The sequence below is a fragment of the Alicyclobacillus acidiphilus NBRC 100859 genome, assembly GCF_001544355.1.
Taxonomy (GTDB): Bacteria; Bacillota; Bacilli; order Alicyclobacillales; family Alicyclobacillaceae; genus Alicyclobacillus; species Alicyclobacillus acidiphilus.
Genome location: NZ_BCQI01000004.1, coordinates 42,974 through 62,318, shown reverse-complemented (window position 1 = coordinate 62,318; position 19,345 = coordinate 42,974). Strand labels below are relative to the sequence as shown.

16 protein-coding genes are annotated in these 19,345 nt (G+C 53.1%); 9 read left to right on the top strand and 7 right to left on the bottom strand.

The genetic code is table 11. The features are described 5' to 3' along the window. Window positions 1-57 precede the first annotated feature (57 nt). The 7 genes from AAC01S_RS02715 to AAC01S_RS02685 all read left to right on the top strand — a co-directional run bounded on the left by AAC01S_RS02715 (window position 58) and on the right by AAC01S_RS02685 (window position 7,346). Window positions 58-1,494, top strand: a complete 1,437-nt coding sequence (locus AAC01S_RS02715) for an ABC transporter substrate-binding protein (protein WP_067618390.1) — start codon at window positions 58-60, stop codon at window positions 1,492-1,494. A gap of 34 nt (window positions 1,495-1,528) precedes the next feature. Beyond that, on the top strand, window positions 1,529-2,506 hold the full coding sequence (locus AAC01S_RS02710) for a carbohydrate ABC transporter permease (RefSeq protein ID WP_083511452.1): 978 nt from the start codon (window positions 1,529-1,531) through the stop codon (window positions 2,504-2,506). After that, entirely contained in the window at window positions 2,503-3,354 is an 852-nt protein-coding gene (locus AAC01S_RS02705) for a carbohydrate ABC transporter permease (RefSeq protein WP_067618387.1), read from the top strand. The genes AAC01S_RS02710 and AAC01S_RS02705 overlap by 4 nt, the downstream gene beginning before the upstream one ends. 45 nt (window positions 3,355-3,399) lie before the next feature. Continuing rightward, a complete protein-coding gene (locus AAC01S_RS02700; protein WP_067618384.1) occupies window positions 3,400-4,551 on the top strand; it encodes a Gfo/Idh/MocA family protein in 1,152 nt (383 codons plus the stop codon). A gap of 29 nt (window positions 4,552-4,580) precedes the next feature. Beyond that, complete coding sequence (locus tag AAC01S_RS02695; RefSeq protein ID WP_157071018.1) at window positions 4,581-5,657, top strand: Gfo/Idh/MocA family protein; 1,077 nt, start codon at window positions 4,581-4,583, stop codon at window positions 5,655-5,657. Window positions 5,658-5,906: 249 nt separating this feature from the next. Then, the gene (locus tag AAC01S_RS02690) at window positions 5,907-7,109 is read left to right on the top strand and encodes a dicarboxylate/amino acid:cation symporter (RefSeq protein ID WP_067618377.1); all 1,203 of its coding nucleotides are present in this window, start codon (window positions 5,907-5,909) and stop codon (window positions 7,107-7,109) included. 18 nt (window positions 7,110-7,127) lie between these two features. Beyond that, window positions 7,128-7,346, top strand: coding sequence for a hypothetical protein (locus AAC01S_RS02685; RefSeq protein WP_067618374.1), 219 nt, complete (start codon window positions 7,128-7,130; stop codon window positions 7,344-7,346). Window positions 7,347-7,762: 416 nt separating this feature from the next. Here the strand turns inward: AAC01S_RS02685 and AAC01S_RS02680 are convergent, their stop codons facing one another. Then, window positions 7,763-8,953, bottom strand: coding sequence for a PucR family transcriptional regulator (locus AAC01S_RS02680; RefSeq protein WP_067618371.1), 1,191 nt, complete (start codon window positions 8,951-8,953; stop codon window positions 7,763-7,765). A 177-nt stretch (window positions 8,954-9,130) separates the two neighbouring features. Here AAC01S_RS02680 and fdhA point away from each other — a divergent pair, with 177 nt between their 5' ends. Beyond that, window positions 9,131-10,381: a formaldehyde dehydrogenase, glutathione-independent gene (gene fdhA / locus AAC01S_RS02675; protein ID WP_067618368.1), complete on the top strand. Its 1,251-nt coding sequence runs from the start codon at window positions 9,131-9,133 to the stop codon at window positions 10,379-10,381. Window positions 10,382-10,570: 189 nt separating this feature from the next. Further along, on the top strand, window positions 10,571-11,983 hold the full coding sequence (locus AAC01S_RS02670) for a hypothetical protein (protein ID WP_067618365.1): 1,413 nt from the start codon (window positions 10,571-10,573) through the stop codon (window positions 11,981-11,983). A gap of 98 nt (window positions 11,984-12,081) precedes the next feature. Here the strand turns inward: AAC01S_RS02670 and AAC01S_RS02665 are convergent, their stop codons facing one another. Genes AAC01S_RS02665 through AAC01S_RS20165 form a run of 6 tightly spaced genes read right to left on the bottom strand, consistent with a single transcriptional unit; the run spans window position 12,082 to window position 19,167 of the window. Further along, a complete protein-coding gene (locus AAC01S_RS02665; RefSeq protein WP_067618362.1) occupies window positions 12,082-14,343 on the bottom strand; it encodes a histidine kinase in 2,262 nt (753 codons plus the stop codon). Window positions 14,344-14,367: 24 nt separating this feature from the next. Continuing rightward, window positions 14,368-14,637: a hypothetical protein gene (locus AAC01S_RS02660; RefSeq protein WP_067618359.1), complete on the bottom strand. Its 270-nt coding sequence runs from the start codon at window positions 14,635-14,637 to the stop codon at window positions 14,368-14,370. 43 nt (window positions 14,638-14,680) lie between these two features. Beyond that, window positions 14,681-15,250 (bottom strand): potassium-transporting ATPase subunit KdpC, encoded by a 570-nt coding sequence (gene kdpC, locus AAC01S_RS02655; RefSeq protein WP_067618356.1) that lies wholly within the window; start codon window positions 15,248-15,250, stop codon window positions 14,681-14,683. A gap of 12 nt (window positions 15,251-15,262) precedes the next feature. Further along, complete coding sequence (gene kdpB, locus AAC01S_RS02650; RefSeq protein ID WP_067618353.1) at window positions 15,263-17,305, bottom strand: potassium-transporting ATPase subunit KdpB; 2,043 nt, start codon at window positions 17,303-17,305, stop codon at window positions 15,263-15,265. Window positions 17,306-17,348: 43 nt separating this feature from the next. Next, window positions 17,349-19,052: a potassium-transporting ATPase subunit KdpA gene (gene kdpA / locus AAC01S_RS02645; RefSeq protein ID WP_067618350.1), complete on the bottom strand. Its 1,704-nt coding sequence runs from the start codon at window positions 19,050-19,052 to the stop codon at window positions 17,349-17,351. 34 nt (window positions 19,053-19,086) lie between these two features. Next, a complete protein-coding gene (locus tag AAC01S_RS20165) occupies window positions 19,087-19,167 on the bottom strand; it encodes a potassium-transporting ATPase subunit F (protein ID WP_083511450.1) in 81 nt (26 codons plus the stop codon). Window positions 19,168-19,345 lie beyond the last annotated feature (178 nt).

Below are 19,345 nucleotides of genomic sequence, written 5' to 3'. Positions count from 1 at the left end.
CCATGAAAGCGCATTCGTAAACTACTTGTTCTATTAGGTATACAAGGGGGATTTACTATGCGGAAACATGCCAAGCGCGCACTTCTGGGCGCGGCGATGGGATTAGGTTCTTCGTTTGCTCTAGTCGCTTGTACGACGGTGCCGCAAGGCGTCAATACGTCCAACGGCAGTGCGGAAGTCAAGCCCGGCGGTACATCGACCGCAAGTGCAACACACGCAAACACTGCACACGAAAACGCGAGCAGCAGCAGCCCCATTACCATCAGCCTCTCGTTGGGCCTCATCACCAGCAACCCGCAAGGTCAAAAGAAGATGGTCAACGACATGATTGCGAAATTTGAAAAGCAAAATCCCGGTATCAAAGTGACGTGGTCCACATGGGACTCCGCGTCTCAGGAAGATACCGACATTGAGACCATGACCGCGACGGGGCAAGGACCTACGATCATGGACGTCGGGCCCATTCCTACGGCCTATGCCACGCACGGCTTTCATGTGCTGTCGGCGGCGGACTGGAAGGCGATTGGCGGCAAATCTCGATATTTCGCAAAACAGTTGACCATGTCAGGCCCGTCCGCAAGCCAGGAGATCGGAATCCCATGGGAGATCAATCCGTTTGCGCTCGTTTACAACAAGAAGATGTTTCAAGAAGCTGGAATCAAGTCTCCACCGACGACCTGGACACAGTTCGTCAAGGATGCTCAAAAGCTCACGAAACCGTCCAAAGACCAATGGGGCACTGGCATCGATCCCGCGGATTCGATCGACCCGTGGCACATCAACTGGGTCATGACGAAGCAACTCGGCGGCGACTTCCTGAATTCCAACTACACCAAAGCCACCCTCAATTCAAAACCCGTACAGACAGCGCTTAGTTTCTGGTTTGACTGGGTGACCAAATTCAAGATTGCGTCTCCGAATGACTTGGATTACAAGTCGACAGACCTCGTGAGCGCGTTCGAGAATCAAAAGATTGCGATGCTGCCCATGCAAAGCTATGCGTTCGTGCCTTCGTTGAACGCGTCGGCCGTGAAGAACGATTGGGCGTACGCGCCGATGCCGACGATTCCGTACGGAATGTCAAAACTCCCAAAGGGCGGAACGCCTGTGCAAACGTTTACATCCGGCGATTTTCTGGTGATCCCGAACTACGTTCAAGGGGCTCAGTATCAAGCCGCGTTGAAGTGGATCAACTTCTTCACAAGCGTTCCGCAACAACGGGAAATCTTCAATTCCATCGGCTACCTTCCGGTGAACGTCGACGCGTATAAGAACTATAAGCCGCTTGAAACACCGACCATCAGCATGTTGGAACAAGCGGAAAATCACGCGTATCCCTACCCGTTCAGCGGCAACTGGGGCAATGTGGAGGTGGCGTTCGGCGGGGCAGCCAACCAGATTGCGGATGAGATTGCGACGAAGACCTACAAGAGCGGAGACATCGCTTCGGCGCTGAATGCGGCGAACGCGCAAATTCAAAATACGCTCCAATAATCAGAGCGCAAATTTCGTGAGGAGGGTCGATTCTATGCGTGGAGAGGGTGTCCAGGTAGATTTCGCGGAAACGACAGCCACGTCCACAGGCGCCAAGGCATCCCGCAAGCGAAGATCCGCAAATCGTATGCCGGTGTGGATGCTCTTTCCCACTCTGTTTTTGCTGTTGCTCATTATCGTCGTTCCGTTCTTGATCGCGGTCTACACAAGTCTGATTGACCTGAACCAGTACACGTTGATTCACTGGGTCCGTGCTCCGTTCGTCGGACTGGGAAACTTTATCGACGCGCTCAAGCAGGGCAGTGCACTCGGCGCGTCCGCGCTGCGAAGCGTGTGGGTCAGTGTCTCGTTTTCTCTCGTGACGACCGCGATTATTACGCCGGTTGGCGTCATGGCGGCACTCATGGTCAACAAACCATTTCGAGGTCGAAAGTGGATTCGCGCGCTGTTTCTGTTGCCGTACGTACTGCCTGTGTTTGTCATCGCGCTCGTCTGGAGACTCCTGTTTCTCAACGGCACAGGGCTCATCGATCAAGTCCTGTCCTGGCTCCACATCGCCAACAAGAGTACGTACTGGCTGATTGGCCCTCACACGTTTTGGGCCATGGTCATCGCCGACGCGTGGGGGTCGTGGCCATTTATCTACCTGATGGTGCTGGCAGCGCTTCAAGGCATTTCGACAGATCAGTATGAATCCGCGTATATGGACGGCGCCGGCCCCGTCAGAAGCTTCTTTTCGATTACGGTGCCCAATATTCGCTCCATCCTTGGTTTGGCCGTCTTGCTCTCGACGCTCAACCACTTCAACAATTTCACCTTGCCGTTCATCATGTTTGGCACGCCTCCGTCACCCCAGGCGGACGTACTGCCGTTAAACGTGTACATCACGTCGTTCCAAACCTTTAATTTCGGCCTGGGTGCGGCTATGTCCATCATCACGCTGATCATCATGATGATTCCAGCCATCTTTTACATCCGAATGCTGAAGATAGGGGAGGGGGCGACACGATGACACAAAGCAAAACCTTGGTGCGGATTCGCTTTGCCGGTATCGTGATTTTGGGATTGATCATCATCATCCCATTTCTCTACATGGTCATCATGTCGCTTACGCCTGACAGCGAGGTGGGGGACGGAACGCTCTTTCCCTCACACTGGGCATGGGGCAACTATGTGACGATGTGGTCCAATATCGGTCTCGGCCAGTACCTGATGAACAGTGTGATCATTTCGGCCGCAACTGGATTTTTGGCCACCGTCGTCGCATTTGGTGCGGCCTATGTGATCTCGCGTTTTCAATTTCGAGGAAGAAAGGTATTTCTCTATTCCCTCATCACCATGCAAACCGTGCCGCAAGTCATGATGCTGCTGCCGCTGTTCATCGTGATCGTCTTCATCCAACAAGCATTTGGCATCCGGCTGGTCGGCCAATATTACACCATCGTCATCACCTATCTCACGTTTGCCCTGCCATTTGCCTGTTGGCTGCTCATCTCCTATTTCGAGAACATTCCCATCGATTTGGAAGAGGCGGCCCAGGTTGATGGAGCCACCAGGCTGCAATTGCTGTTTCGCGTAGTGCTGCCGTTGATGCTGCCAGGCATGGTGGTTGCCTTTGTCTTTTCGTTCTTACTGTCTTGGGGGGATGTGCTGTTTGCGAGCGTATTGACATCGAATACGACGAGAACTATTGGCGTTGGTTTGCAGGCGTTCTTGTCGGCGGGAGACGCTGGCGGCGGCGTGTATTGGGGCCAACTGATGGCTGCGAGCCTGACAAGCGGCATTCCCATTGTCGTAATCTTTTTGCTGCTTCAACGCTACATCCTTGGCGGACTGACAAGCGGCGCCGTGAAGAGTTGATCAGTCATTCGTACAACGGATGAAATTTGGAAGGAGACGAGAATGATGATGAACGTCGCTGTGATAGGAACTGGATCGATTTCCAGCAGACATATCGAAGGATACCTGAGTTTTCCGAATCGGTGCCAGATTGTAGCGGTTTGCGATATTTATGTGGACAAAGCAGAAAAGTCGATTGAAGACTACCATCTGAATGCTTCCGCAGTTGCAGACTACAAACAGTTGTTGAACAACCCAGATATCGATTTGGTCTCCATTTGTACGCCGCCTTCGACGCATGCGGAAATCGCGATCGACTTCTTAAAAGCGGGTAAACACGTTCTCGTTGAAAAGCCCATGGCCGCGTCACTCGCGGAATGCGACGCCATGATTGCGGCAGCGAGCGAAAGCGGGCGCATTTTATCGGTTGTCGCCCAGAATCGGTTCCGCACCCCCTGGATGAAGTTGAAGCAGGTACTCGATGAGAACGTGGCGGGGAAGATTCTCCACGCACAGGTGGATTCGTTTTGGTGGCGCGGTCACAGCTACTACGATCTGTGGTGGAGAGGAACGTGGGAGAGCGAAGGCGGCGGCTGCACATTGAACCACGCCGTACACCACATCGACGCGTTGCAGTGGATGATGGGTATGCCTTCGGAAGTTCAGGCGGTCATGAGCAATGTGGCCCACGACAATGCGGAAGTGGAAGACATTTCGATTGCTCTGTTGCGCTTTCCTGGGGGAAGCGTCGGGCAAATCACCAGTTCTGTCGTCCATCACGGTCAACAACAGCAGTTGGTGTTTCAGTGTGAACACGCCAAAGTATCGGCGCCTTGGGATCTTTATGCCTCGATTTCGCAGGAAAATGGATTTCCTGAACGCAACGAAAAACTGGAGGCGGAGATTCAGTCATTTTACGACAGTTTGCCGGACAGCCAGTACGAACACCATGTCGGTCAAATCGACGATGTACTGACGGCGCTTGAACACGGGCGCAAAGTGCTCATCGACGGCCATGAAGGCCGAAAGACGTTGGAACTTATTGTGGCGATCTATAAATCCGCAGCGACAGGTCAACGAGTGACATTGCCGCTCAGCGAGACGGATCCGTTCTATACTAAGGCCGGACTGATGGCCTCGGTCCCTCGCTTCTATGAAAAGACCGCGTCTGTGGAGAGATTTGAGAAGAACGTCATTACCACGACAGGGCATGAATGAACCGCTTTGCACATAAGGGAGGAAACCGCGTGTCTACTCGGGATGGTATGAACTATGCTCCACAAGGTAAACCCAATCCGGTTTGTGAGAAGGGCGAGTTTCGCTTTGCGGCGATTGGGTTGGACCACGGCCATATTTACGGGATGTGCAACGGCCTCATCGAAGCCGGCGGAGAGTTGGTTTGGGTCTACGATCCCGACGAAGCAAAAGTGAACGCCTTTCGCACAAAGTATCCTGACGTCAAAGTCGCTCGCTCGGAAGACCAGGTTCTTGACGACTCGTCGATCCATATGATCGCTGGGGCAAAAATCCCCTCCGATCGGGCAGATTTGGGCATTCGCGTGATGAAACATGGGAAGGACTACTTCACGGACAAAGCCCCGCTGACGACACTGGAACAGTTGCAACAGGTGCGCGAAACGGTTGCACAGACGGGGCGACGATACAACGTGTACTACAGTGAAAGGTTGCACGTCGAATGCGCGGTGTTCGCCGGCCAATTGGTTCAAGACGGCGCCATTGGGCGGGTTGTGCAAGTGATTGGCATGGGACCTCACCGAATGAACCCGTCGAGCCGCCCGGACTGGTTCTTTCGACGCAGCCGCTACGGCGGGATTTTATGTGACATCGGCAGTCACCAAATTGAGCAGTTTCTCTTTTTCACAGGCGCACGGGACGCGACGCTGATCTCGAGCAAGATCGCGAACTATAACCACAAGCAATATACCGAATTTGAAGACTTTGGCGATGCCACTTTCATCGCGGACAACGGTGCCACGAACTATTTCAGAGTGGATTGGTTTACTCCGGACGGCTTGGGCACATGGGGTGATGGGCGAACATTCCTGCTCGGCACCAAAGGATACATCGAGCTGAGGAAGTACATCGATGTTGGCCGCGATTCCTCCGGAAGCCATCTCTATCTCGTCAACGACGAAGGCGAATTCCATATTCCAGTCCACGGAAAGGTTGGCTATCCATTCTTCGGGCAGCTCATTCTCGATTGCCTCCATCGGACTGAACACGCGATGACTCAGGAGCACGCGCTGAAAGCTGCGGAGTTGAGCGTACTGGCGCAAATGAACGCCACGGTCGTCGAGTCGTAACAATGAGGGTCCTCGGCTTCCTCGTCTCACCCCATCCATTCTGGCAGGGACGGTATGGTGCACGACCGTCCCTGCCAGAGACCCTCCTCGAAACCACAAAATATCCGGCACTAAATAAACTTGACAAATTGGAATAGTGGGTATTAACCTCAAGATAATTTCAAACCGCCGATCGGACAGCCGAAGGTTTACAAGACGCTCTCAAGATAAAGATACAACGCGAAACCACCGTGAAAGGGCTGTCTGTCGATGAGAAGAATCCCACTCTTTGTCCAAGTGATGGTTGCCGTATGTGCCGGCATTCTCGTGTCACTTTTGAGCAAATCTGTTGGCGTTGATCTGAAGGTACTTGGGGATGCGTTCATCCGTCTTATCGAAATGACCATCATCCCATTGATTTTCCCGTTGATTGTACTCGGCGTATCGAGAATGCGATCCATCCAAAAGTTAGGGAGGATTGCCGGAAAGACCATCCTGTATTTCGAGATCGTGACCACAATCATTCTGATCATTGCGGTGTTCATTTCCAACGTCGCAGGCTTGGGACGTGGAGTTTCCCTGCCCGGGACGTCCACCTCAAGTTTGAGCGGAATTGCACAAGGTATCGATTTTGAGCAGTTTCTGCTCGATATCATACCCTCGAATCTGTTCTCGTCCTTGGCCAACGGAGATTTGCTGCCAATCGTTTTTTTCTCCATTTTCTTGGGGCTCGCCTTAGCGGCAATTGGCGATTCGGCAAAACCGATGGAAGACGTCCTGGAGTCGCTTTCACAGGCGATGTTCAAGGTCATCTCGTATGTTGTCAAATTTACGCCCATCGGTGTGTTCGGCTATGTCGCTTACGACCTTTCCGAATATGGTTGGTCCAGCCTTGGTGCGCTGCTTCAATTCATCCTGGTGGCTTATATCGGTTTTGCAGTGATCGTGTTTGTTCTTTTGCCCTTGATAGCAGCCTATTTCCGCATCAAGTACTGGAAGTTGCTGCGAACAATCTGGGACCTCGTGGTTCTCGCATTTGTCACGCGTTCATCAGAAGTCGTTCTGGCGCCGCTGACTGAACGATTGGAGCAATTCGGCGCGGACAATTCGGTAGTGTCGTTCGTGTTGCCCATCGGTTACTCGTTCAATTTGGACGGAGCTACGTTGTATGAAGCGATCGCCGTCGTATTTCTATCTCACGTGTACGGACTGCACTTGTCGATTGGTCATCAATTGGCCATTATCGGTCTACTCATGGTCCTGACCAAGGGACTTGCGGGCGTGCCCTCCGCCGCAATTGTCGTATTGATTACCACGGCCAAGTCGATTGGCCTGCCCTTGGACGGTGTCGCACTGTTGCTCGGGATCGACTTCATCATCGACATGGCCCGTACCGCGACAAACATAGTGGGCAACTCGTTGGCATCGATGGTCATTGCAAAATCAGAAAACGCCGTCGCTCAATCAGAATAAGGGGTAGGAATCCGGTACGTGGCGAGGGTTGCTCAAGACCCAACCCTCGCCGCGATCATGGTGTATGACACGGTGGTACTGAACAAGAAGATGGCTTTCACGAAGTATATCGGGAAAATGGACGACAACGCATGGACAAGCAGAAACATGGTCTGGAACGAAGACGGCCTTCTCAGGTGGAATTTGTGGTCGGACATACTCGATACATTGTATACGCACCAGGAGGTCGTGCGCTAGACATCATGGAAACGATAAAGCTGGTGAGATAACACACTGCCGATTTGGAAGGATCGAAAGAAGACGGAACTGGCTCGGCAGCGGACATCGACCAATACGCCCGCAAATGATGAAGTGATTCGAACTGGTCGTCGTGTGAACCGACTCCCCTAAGTTTCCACCTACAACGTCCGATAATATATATTATGTTAACTAAAAACCATATTCCAATGTTCCCATGCCTGTGATTCGGGTCTCCGCGTTTCAAATATCAATCGTCCATTCACTCATAGGCATCTAGGTCAGAACGCTCAGGGTCAAATGGGTCATAAATAGCAGCGAGCCTTGGGTTTTCGAAGATTTCATCTGCCATTCAATTGCCTCCGCTTCAACCAAATGTATCATAAGCCTTGGATGAAATTTCTATATGAACGCTATCACTTCTTGAAATTCGATAAAACTCCCCCGCGAAACGCCCACCCAGCGGATACGAGCATCTCCAGTCCCTCAATCGCAAACCATACGGACGAGAGTTGGTCTGTGTGTCGCAACTGGATTCCAATCAGTTCTTCGATGTGCCTGATGCGGTATAACAAGGTGTTACGGTGCACATAAAGCGCCTTGGCGGTTTCAGTGACATTCTGATCCAGATAAAGATAGACGCGCAAGGTATGTAACAACTCGGCGTGCTCTGGAAGTAGAATGGGACCCAATGTACGGTGCACGAACTCGTAAACCTTGTCTTCCGGCAGGTTTGACAACATGTAGGTCATGGTGGGATTGGAGCGCGAGCGTATGACGCCCTTCAAGTTCCACCTGTCTGCAAATTGGAGTGTGGAATCGACCTTGCGAACGGCTTGGTCCAATCGTTTCATGTGATCGACCGTCGCGATACAAGCCCGCACTTCCATAGTCTGTTCGACGTGGACACGCGACTGATAAGCCCTCCATTCGGACAGCCAAGTATCCAGTGACCTCCCCCACTGCTCCTCGTCCATCCCAGGAAAGATGCAAATCAAGCCGCCCGGCCGATAGGCAACGAAGTCCAGCGTGTCGCGGTATCCCCAAATCCTTGCAAGCATGAATGTTCTCAACAAATCCATGTACAAGAATTTGTCGGTTGCAGATACCAGTTCCATCGCCACAAGCGTATATCCTGGATAGTCTGTGAGCCCACATAGTTTCAGTAACCATTCCATCTCTGGCGTGACTCCATCGGCCAGCAGTTTCTGTACCTTCTCGCCTCGACGTTCACACTCGGTCTGCACCCAGTGTTCGAACTCGGACAAGTTCATGACGATTGTGGACATATCCGCATATTCAAATTTGTCGAGTTGGCCGAGATATCGAATGCGTCCATACTCGCGATCGTTCCAAAGAAGCGGCTTTTCTGCCCAAGAAAATCTCGCTCGATCGCGTTCAATATCGCCGACTGATCGAATGGCCACACCGTAGCGATCCTCGAGCACAAACGAGATGCTTGGAAACCGATGGTGCAACTGCAACACTTCACGATCCAAGTTTTTCCGCAACTCCTGTCCGCGGCGTACCGCAGAAAAGTACATCTGGTCCTGAACCCCGTCTTTCCCATGTCCGTTTCTCGGACACAGCATGGAGTGATCCGCCACATGAACCCCTTCTTCCTCCATGGTTCGTTCGACATCTGCTCAATTTGTACACGTGCACAAGGATCATTATGCACGAGCTAAAAGTAATCGCTTTCATATTGTTCTCTTCGCTCAGCGTTCATAAGATTCTCCTGTACCTACTCTAGCACAACTCACAAGTTTTGGAGGTGCTTCGCAATGTCAGGAAACCGAGCTGTTGTGTACAAAGGTCCCGGCAAGGTCGGGGTAGAAAACACCGATTTCCCGGAACTCGTTCTCAAAGACGGTCCCGGTGTCAATCCGCTGAATGTGGGCAGAAAGTGCGAGCACGGCGTGATTCTCAAAGTCGTGTCGACGAACATATGCGGCAGTGATCAGCACATGGTCCGCGGTCGCACCACCGCTCCAGAAGGTTTGGTTTTAGGACACGAAATTACCGGGGAAGTCATCGAGACGGGCCGCGACGTCGAGTTCATCAAAAAAGGCGATCTCGTGTCAGTCCCCTTCAATATCGCGTGTGGTCGATGCCGCGCCTGCAAAGAAGGCGATACACATATTTGCCTCAACGTGAACCCCGACAGACCAGGTTCAGCTTACGGTTATGTCGATATGGGCGGTTGGGTCGGCGGCCAAGCGGAATATGTGATGGTTCCCTACGCCGACTTTCAATTGTTGAAGTTCCCGGACAAGGATCAGGCGCTTGAAAAAATTCTGGACCTGACCATGCTCTCCGACATCTTCCCCACTGGCTACCATGGAGCCGTGAGTGCAGGTGTCACAACCGGATCGACGGTCTACGTCGCAGGTGCTGGCCCAGTCGGATTGGCGGCCGCGCATTCGGCTCAATTGCTGGGGGCATCCGTGGTCATTGTCGGCGACTTGAATCCCGCACGCCTTGAGCAAGCAAGGAGTTTTGGCTGTGAAACCATCAACTTGAGTGAACATGACGATCTCGGAGAACAGATTGAACAAATTCTCGGTGTTCCTGAGGTCGATTGCGCCATCGACTGTGTTGGTTTCGAAGCCCACGGACACGGCAAAGATCATACTGAAGCCCCTGCCACCGTATTAAACTCCATCATGCAGATCACCCGAGCCGGCGGAAAGCTTGGAATCCCCGGTTTATATGTCACAGGCGACCCTGGCGCACACGACGACGACGCGAAAATTGGATCGCTCAAGATCCGCATAGGACTAGGTTGGGCAAAGGCGCATTCTTTCGTCACGGGTCAGACGCCCGTGATGCGCTACCATCGCCGACTGATGAACTCTATCCTCAGTGGCCGCGCACAGATTGCGAAGGCCGTCAACGCCACGATTATCGATCTCGATCACGCTCCGGACGGATACCGTGACTTTGACAAAGGTGTCGCGCGAAAGTTCGTGATCGATCCGCACGGCATCGTACGCAAGCATCACCCCAACCACGTCGCTCAGTTTCATGACTGATTGATTCCCCGCTTCCCAAACTGCATCGGGCCGCAGCGCACAATTGATCGCTGTGGCCCGATGCTTTGCGCAGACGGTCAAACCCCTGCTAGACTCTCATTTTTGTATGGTAAATCTTCATCTATCGATCTATAATTTGGCGTGACACAACCCATCCACTTGCATACTATCCTCGAGAGGTCGTGCGCCGTGAGAAAACGTTTTCGATTCCTCGCTTCAGCTTCACTATTGGTCTTTGGCGTCGCAACATGCGCTGTTTCGACCGCACCCGCGCGCCACGTGATGACTTCCGCCGCACATGGCGCAGCTTCTATTGGCAGCAATGTTCCCAACCACCCAGTTCAGGCTGCTCCTTCGAACGCCGCGACGAAAGCTGCAGGAACGACATCCATCTGGATACCGTTTTTGAAGCCGCGCGTCAAAGTAGAAGCTTCCGGAACCGGAGTGTCCACCGCCGATGTGACACGCGTACAAAATATGCTTACCAAAGTGAACTCTGTTCAACGCATCAGCCAATTTCTTGGCACGACGATGAATCGGTCCGCAACCGTGATTCTAGTGAACAACCCAGCCTCATATAGTCAGGCGCTCAAAAAGTTGGGGGTTTCGAGCGGCGACGCGTCAAATCTATCAGAGGATTCCAATGGATTTACGCTGGGAAGCACGGTCATTATTCCGCTCTTTCAAAACACGACGGACGCCGAACTAGCGAATACCCTGACGCATGAGTTGACACACGTCAACATCAATCAGCATATTCAATCGATTCCCAGTTGGATGAACGAAGGCATGGCTGTTTTTATGGGCATGAATGGTCAAGAGAGCGTTCAAACCCCGATAGACTTTGATGACAGCGAACTTTCCTACGCCGAAGATATTTTGTCTGTCACCCAGTCTGGCCAACTCGTTCCGCTAACGGGCGACGAATCGGCGATTCTCTCCGGATCCGAGTCATACGACTACGAACTGCAAGACTGGCTGGCCATGTGCGACTTGATTTCGAAATACGGTTTCTCCTCGATTCAGACGCTGGTGAGTCATTTGGAGCATGAAAATGCTGATCAGGCATTCCAAGACACGTTTGGGGAATCCGTGCAAGCTTTCAATTCGCAATTTACCCAGGTGCTGAAAGAGTCGGTGAATCAGCCAAACGATGGGGCCAGCCTCAACTTAACGATATCGCCAGATTTCGCCGGTGACATACAGTTCCAAGCTCCCAACACATCCAAGGAGCAAGGTATCGTCGCGAAACCAGGGCACTATCAGGTCGTGGTGCATTCAAATGGTACAATTTCGAGTACGCTCCCGTCTGCAGCTCAGATGAAGAGCCAAAACCCTGCCAGCCCGTCGACCATGTATCTGTCACTCATCCCTTCGAAAGTTGAAAAAGTGCAGAAATCCAAGGTGTCGAACGCAGGCTTGTCGTTTGATCTGAACGATGGTCTTTACTCATTCGACAGCGCATGGATCAACCTCGCCAATGGATCTGTTTTGGATCAATCCGAACCGTCGTTACTTGGAGTCACCGTGAACACAATCACAGAACTGAACTCGAGCGATCCGATTCTGAAGATCCTCAAAAGTGAGCAGAAGATCGTTTGACACCTCGAAAACACAGACAAGGAGGCGCCTCAATCTCGTGAGGCGCCTCGTTAGGAATCACAGCGCGCAAAACCGCTCCATCCACTCACGTCGCGCCCTTACGATCCATCTCGACCGTGCGCAACCACATGCAAATCCACAAATTCCGCGTTCTCAAGCACGTAATCGAGCGGATTTTTCCTGATGCGGCCAATCAGTCTCTTCGGCGGAACGGGTTGCCCCGCCACGATCCAGGACACCGCCAGTTCGTGAGCCATCTGTACAATCGTCTTGCCAACATGATTGTCGCTTGCGCGCGCAGTGACAAAGTGGGCGTCGAATTGTTCGCTCAATTTTTCGATATTCGCCAAATCTCGTTCCGCTTGTTCACTCATCGGTTCAAACGTCAAAACCACAAGTACCCACAGTTCTGCGTTGAGGCGATCTGCCAATCTCCATCCTCGGCGAATCAGCTTCTCCGAATGCGGACGATGATTCACACACACAAGAACCCTCTCCAGATCATCGTCCAAACGAGATTCCGACTCACGATGAATGCGCTGATCCACATCGTCCGCAACTTCAAGTAGAGCCAATTCCCGCAAAGCGGCTAAGTTTGAGGTTTGAAAGAAGTGATCGAGCGCGTACTGAATTTTTTCCCGGGTATAGATCTGGCCCTGCCGCAAACGATGTTGCAGTGTTTCTGGCGTTACATCAATCAGTTTGATCTCCCGAGCCAGACGCATGAACCAATCCGGCACACGCTCGCGAACCTTGACACCGGTAATGTGTTCGACCTTGTCGTGCAGGCTTTCCAGGTGCTGTATATTCACAGCTGTAACGACATGGATACCTTGTTCTAACAGGTACTCAATATCCTGATACCGTTTTTCCCGTTCGGACCCCGGCACATTCGAATGGGCCAGTTCATCAATCAGAACGATGGCAGGTTTGCGCCGGACAATCGCGTTCACGTCCAACTCTTCGTACACACGCCCATCCACCTGGATTTTCCGTTTCGGAATGGTTTCTAAATCCCCGATTTGTTCAGCGGTTTCAGCCCTTCCGTGTGTTTCAACCAGGCCGATCACGACATCCCAACCACGGTTTCTCCAATCGTGCGCGTCCTGAAGCATCTTGTAGGTCTTGCCCACTCCAGGCGCCGCACCGACGTAGATGGTCAGGCGCCCCGATGGACGACGGTACGCTCCCACATCGCTCTGCATTCCTGATTCACGAGCAATCCGAAGCGTGTACGCGGGAAAGTCCCGCCAGCCTACTATCCGGATATCCGTGTATTTGAGATTGCGCAGCAAATAGCGAACGGGATTTTCTTTGCCAAAGTATTTCCACTTGGAATGGGAAATCGGTTGACCTACGACGACTTGCGTCACGTTCAACCGTTCAACGACCTCGGTCACGATGGCGCCTATCTTGCGGTCATTGCGAGGCTCGACGATCCATTGTGCGCCAATGGTGTGCGCCAACTCCTCCAGCTTCGACAAATTGGTCCTTTCGCGATCCGACAGTTGATCCGGCGATCCCTTCGCGATGGTAAGTACATGCAAGTCCGCCTTCATGCGCACTGCCATCCGGTGCGCGCGCCGGATCAATTTCCACGCTCTCGCGTAATGGCCCACACATACCATGATTACCTCCTTGGCACCCACTGGCCCTGGAATTCGTCTTCGGGAATATGAATTCTGCAAACGCTCATCGACGTCTTCCGCGACGAGACGCAACGCGAGTTCCCGCAATCCGGATAAATTGGACTTTCGAAAGAAGTGGCGGAGAGCGTGATCGACCTTTTCCGGTGGATAAATGCTCCCGTCCAAGAGTCTCTGCCGAAGCGTCTCCGGCGTGACGTCGATCACAGAGACTTCATGCGCCCGTTTCACGATGGAATAAGGCACCAGTTCCCTGACGTGAACTTTGGTAATCTCTTCAGCTTCTCGATGAATCCCCTCGATATGCTGCACGTTGACTGCGGTCATCACCGAGATGCCATGATCCAATAGGTACTCCACGTCCATGTAGCGTTTCGGAAAGAGAGAACCCGGCGCATTGCTGTGCGCGAGTTCGTCAATCACCACCACCTCGGGACGGCGCTGCAGAATGGCATTCAAATCCACCTCTTCGAACATTCGACTCTGATAGTTTATAGTTTTTCTTGGTAACATTTCCAGGTCACCAATTTGTGCGGCGGTGTCTGGCCTGTCATGCGTATCGACATAACCAATCACGACATCCACCCCCCGCTCCCGCATCGAGGCGGCTTCGCGCAACATGGTGTAGGTTTTTCCTACGCCTGGTGCTGCGCCGATCCATATCTTCAATTGTCCAGGTTCGGTACCAAACGCGCCTTCGTGATACGTCCGCACGAATCAATCACCTACTGTCATGACTCACTCTTCCGTAGTCAAGTGTCGCTGGACGATCTGGAACACCTCATGGACCGGATACGGCGTGAACAGCAACATGCTTTCCTCGTACCACGCTGAACCTTTCCACGCTCCGAGGACCTCTTCTTCCGTCTCTTCGATCCAGTACGCAACAGGTGCACGTACACCGTCGTGATAACGCCAAACGGCACCGAACCACCGTCGCGTCACCGAATCCACATCCGCCGGACAAACCATGTATCCAAAATAGAGCCGGCCATGATGGCAGGACATGATACTCGCCTTCTCAATCAGTGTGACATCCGCACCAATCGCGTTACTTTCGCAGCCTCTGTTCGATTGCCACGTTCAGTTGCATCACATTGACGACCGTATTGCCCCAGATCCCGAGCGCTGGTCCCTGCGCATTCCCGTTGACAATGCTCTTCAAGTACGCTTGGCTGAGCCCAGTCGCCTTGGCGATACGAGGTATCTGAATCAAGGCGTCCTGTACGGAAATGTCGGGATCAAGACCTGAAGCGGACGATTCCACCATATCCGGCGGTATCTTCGATGGCGGAGTGCCCGGATCTTGTTTCTCAACCACCTGCAAATTCTGTTGTACTTCCTTGACCAGCGCGGGATTCGTGGGTCCTAAGTTCGAACCCCCCGAACCGTTCGCCGCATAATCGACAGCCGACGGACGCGGGTGAAACAACCCAGGCGCCGTCACTTGCTGTGCAATCAGTTTCGAACCGACCGTTTGTCCGTTCAACTGAACCATGCTGCCTTTCGCCTGGTACGGAAACAGCAAATTGCCGATCCCTGACACCGCGAGCGGATACAATGCGCCCAACAAGATCGCAAACACAACCGTGAATCGGATCGCACGCCACAAGTTCACCATGTTGATCACCTCCTAGATATGTGCGGAACCTAGCGCCGCAAGCACGAGATCAATGACCTTGATCCCGGCAAACGGTACGATGATGCCGCCGATACCATACAGGAAAATGTTGCGGACAAGCATCGACGTTGCGCTGATTGGTCGATAGCGGACACCTCTCATCGCCAGCGGAATCAAGAGCGGGATGATAATGGCGTTGAAGATCAGCGCAGACAGGATGGCGCTGTGCGGACTTGTCAAATGCATGATGTTCAAGACCTTCAACGATGGAATGGCCTGGACAAACATAGCGGGAATAATCGCAAAATACTTCGCGACGTCGTTCGCGATAGAGAAAGTCGTGATGGCACCTCGTGTAATCAGCAACTGTTTGCCAATCGCCACAACCTCAATCAATTTCGTGGGATCTGAATCCAAATCCACCATGTTGCCCGCTTCTTTGGCCGCTGTTGTCCCCGTGTTCATCGCGAGACCTACGTCCGCCTGCGCCAGCGCCGGAGCGTCGTTCGTCCCATCACCAGACATTGCGACGAGTTTGCCCTGAGCCTGTTCTTCTTGAATCAAGCGCATTTTGTCTTCGGGTTTCGCTTCAGCGATGAAATCATCCACCCCGGCTTCCCGAGCGATGGTCGCCGCTGTCAACGGATTGTCTCCCGTACACATCACCGTCTTGATGCCCATCTTCCGAAGCTCTGCAAATCGTTCCCGCATGCCAGGTTTCACAATATCCTTGAGATAAATCACACCGTACACCTCGTCGCCTCTGACGACCGCAAGGGGTGTACCTCCCTCTCTTGCAATACGTTCCGTCTTGGCGTCCAAATCGCTCGGAATGCTTCCGCCTCGCTGCAAGACGTAATTCTTGATGGCATCCACCGCGCCTTTGCGAACCTTCGTGCCATTTGCCAAATCGAGACCGCTCATCCGCGTATCTGCGCTGAATTCCACGTTCTCGGAGTCCATGTACGCCTCTCGGGCCATGCGAACACCTTTTTCCCCGGCCAGTTCAACGACAGAACGTCCTTCAGGCGTCTCATCGAACAAGGACGATAAAACCGCCACCTCCATCAACTCCCGTTCGGTGTGTGAACCGACCGGCGAAAACTCGGTGGCCAATCGATTTCCAATGGTGATGGTCCCTGTCTTGTCGAGGATCAGGGTATTCACGTCGCCAGCAGCCTCGACCGCTTTGCCTGACTTGGCGATAATGTTGAACCGAATCACTCGGTCCATGCCCGCAATGCCAATCGCCGACAACAGCGCGCCAATCGTGGTCGGGATAAGACAAACCAGCAGCGCGATGAGCGTCGCGACATCGATGGACCCTCTTACGTAGTGAGCCATCGGTTCCAGCGTGTCGACGACAATTAGAAAGATCAAGGTCAATCCTGCGAGCAGTACGGACAGGGCCAGTTCATTTGGTGTCTTTTGTCGGCTGGCGCCTTCGACGAGACCAATCATCTTGTCGAGAAACGACTCTCCTGGATCGACGGTGACCCTGACCAGCAATTCATCAGACAAGAGTTTCGTGCCTCCTGTGACAGAGCTGAAATCTCCGCCGGCGCCCCGAATCACAGGTGCGGATTCACCCGTGATGGCCGATTCGTCCACGCTGCCAATTCCGCTCACGACCTCCCCGTCAGAAGGAATGACTTCGCCGGCTGTAACGCGGACCGTGTCCCCCTTGCGAAGAGCGGTCGCAGGAACAAGTTCGTAAGTTCCGTCCGGTTTCCGGCGATGAGCCATCAGATCCGTTTTGGTCTTGCGCAAGGACTCAGCCTGAGCCTTGCCTCGCCCCTCCGCGATAGCCTCGGAAAAATTTCCGAACAACACGGTGAGCAGCAGGATGATGCATACCGCCAGATTGAACGCCCACTGATGCGGCCCATACTGCCCCCCGAACAGACCTGGGTCAACGGTCAAGAGCAGCGTGATGGCAGCGCCGACTTCCACGACGAACATGACCGGATTTTTGACCATCACCCGTGGATTCAATTTGATAAACGAGTCCATGAGTGCGCGATTGACGATCTCTTTCGACATCGTTTGAATCATCTTCGAACGTCTCCTTTATGATGCGTTCCAGATGGAACTCGGGTTATTGACTGAGGTGACCCGACACCATTTGAATCTGCTCCGCAATCGGACCGATGGCCAGCGCTGGGAAGAAGGTCAACGCGCCCACAATGACAACGACAGCCACCCAAATCCATCCGAACGTAAACGTATCGGTCTTCAGCGTGCCTGCGCTCACCGGGATCCTTGGTTTCATGGCGAGGGAGCCTGCGATGGCGAGCATCGCAATCATCGAGATGTACCGTCCAAGCAGCATCACCACGCCGCCAACCAAGTTGAAGAATGGCGTGTTCCCGCCGAGCCCTCCGAAGGCTGAGCCGTTGTTGAACGTCATGGACGTAAATGCGTACAACACCTCTGAGAACCCGTGCAGACCAGGATTCTCCATCGACGACACACCCGTCTTTGTCATCACCGCGATCGCGGTCGGAATCAGAAGCGTCACTGGCGATGACAGCATGGCCAAGACGGCAAGCTTGATTTCTCTGGACTCGATCTTCTTACCGAATATCTCGGGCGTTCTGCCGACCATCAGCCCTGAGAGAAACACGGTGATGATGAGGAACATGATGATGCTGAGCAATCCGACACCTTCTCCGCCCAAGACGACCATCAACATCATATTTGCCATGGGCACGAGACCGCCAAGCGGTGTCAGGCTGTCGTGCATCGCATTGACGGCTCCGGTGTCCGTTCCTGCGGTCACCGCGACAAACAGACTGCTGAGCGGTATGCCAAAACGGACTTCTTTGCCTTCCATATTTGGGCCGGTCACGCCGAGAACATGGTGCAGAATTGGATTTCCCGCCGACTCGCTGGCGTAGATCACCATCGTTCCCGCCACGAGCATTCCACCGATGAACACATAGAAAATCGCCGTCCACTTGCGACTGCGTATGAAATGTCCGAACATAACCAAAAAGGCGGTTGGACCGACGCCCATCAAGACGAGTTCGATCACGTCGGTCAAGGCCGTCGGATCCGCCAATGGGTGCGACAGGTTCGCGTTAAACCACCCGCCGCCGTTGTTCCCGAGCTGCATGATTGGCACCTGGGCAGCGACAGGTCCACGTGAAATGGTCTGAACGGCACCTTGCAGGGTGTGCACTTTCGCGGCGCCCAGAAATGTGTCGGGGACGCCAAGTCCGACCAGGACGATCGCCGAAACCAAACAAATAGGAATGAGAATTCTTGTGAATGTCTTGATGAAATCGACCCAGAAGTTTCCGACATTCGATGAACGGTCGTTGGCAAGCCCCCTCAGGAATGCAACGGCCGCGACCATGCCGAGGGCAGGTGCCACAAACTGCACCACAATCGCCGCCAACTGGCCGAGGTAGGTCATCCCCGTTTCACCGCCGTAGTTCTGCCAGTTTGTCGTCGTGATGAAACTTGCGGCAGTATTGAACGCCAGTTCCGGCGGCATGGACTTGTTGCCGTCTGGATTCAACGGCAGATGGCCCATCAGCCTCCACATCGCGTAAGCAAACATCATGACTACGAAACTCACCAACAAAATCGGCTTCAGATACGCTCTCCAGTCCATTTGCGCAGCGGGGTTTACCCCTACCAATCGATAGAAAAACCGTTCCGTTGGCACAAATACTGGCTCAAGCCAACTGCGTCTGCCTGTGTACACGCGATACATATACCCGCCAAGCGGTATGCCAATGGCAAATATGATGGCGATCACGGACAAAATCTGCATGATACCTTCGAAGGTCACCGTGTTCACTCCCTCTTGAACTAATCCGACCCGTTCAAAACTTCTCCGGATGAAAAATGACGTACGTGAGATACACCATGAAAACGACCGAAATCCCCAGCAAGATCCAAATCACGGTATCCCCTCCCGACTTGTCCAACAGTGGCGATGCCTTTACGCTTTGTCAAAGGTTTTCATGAGCCACACGAAGAGCCCGAACACCGCGAAAAAGATCGCTATCGAAACCACGTCGAGCATGCATTTGCCCTCCTGTCGCGTTGCTTGGATAGGAACGAGGTGATTGTAAGTCGACA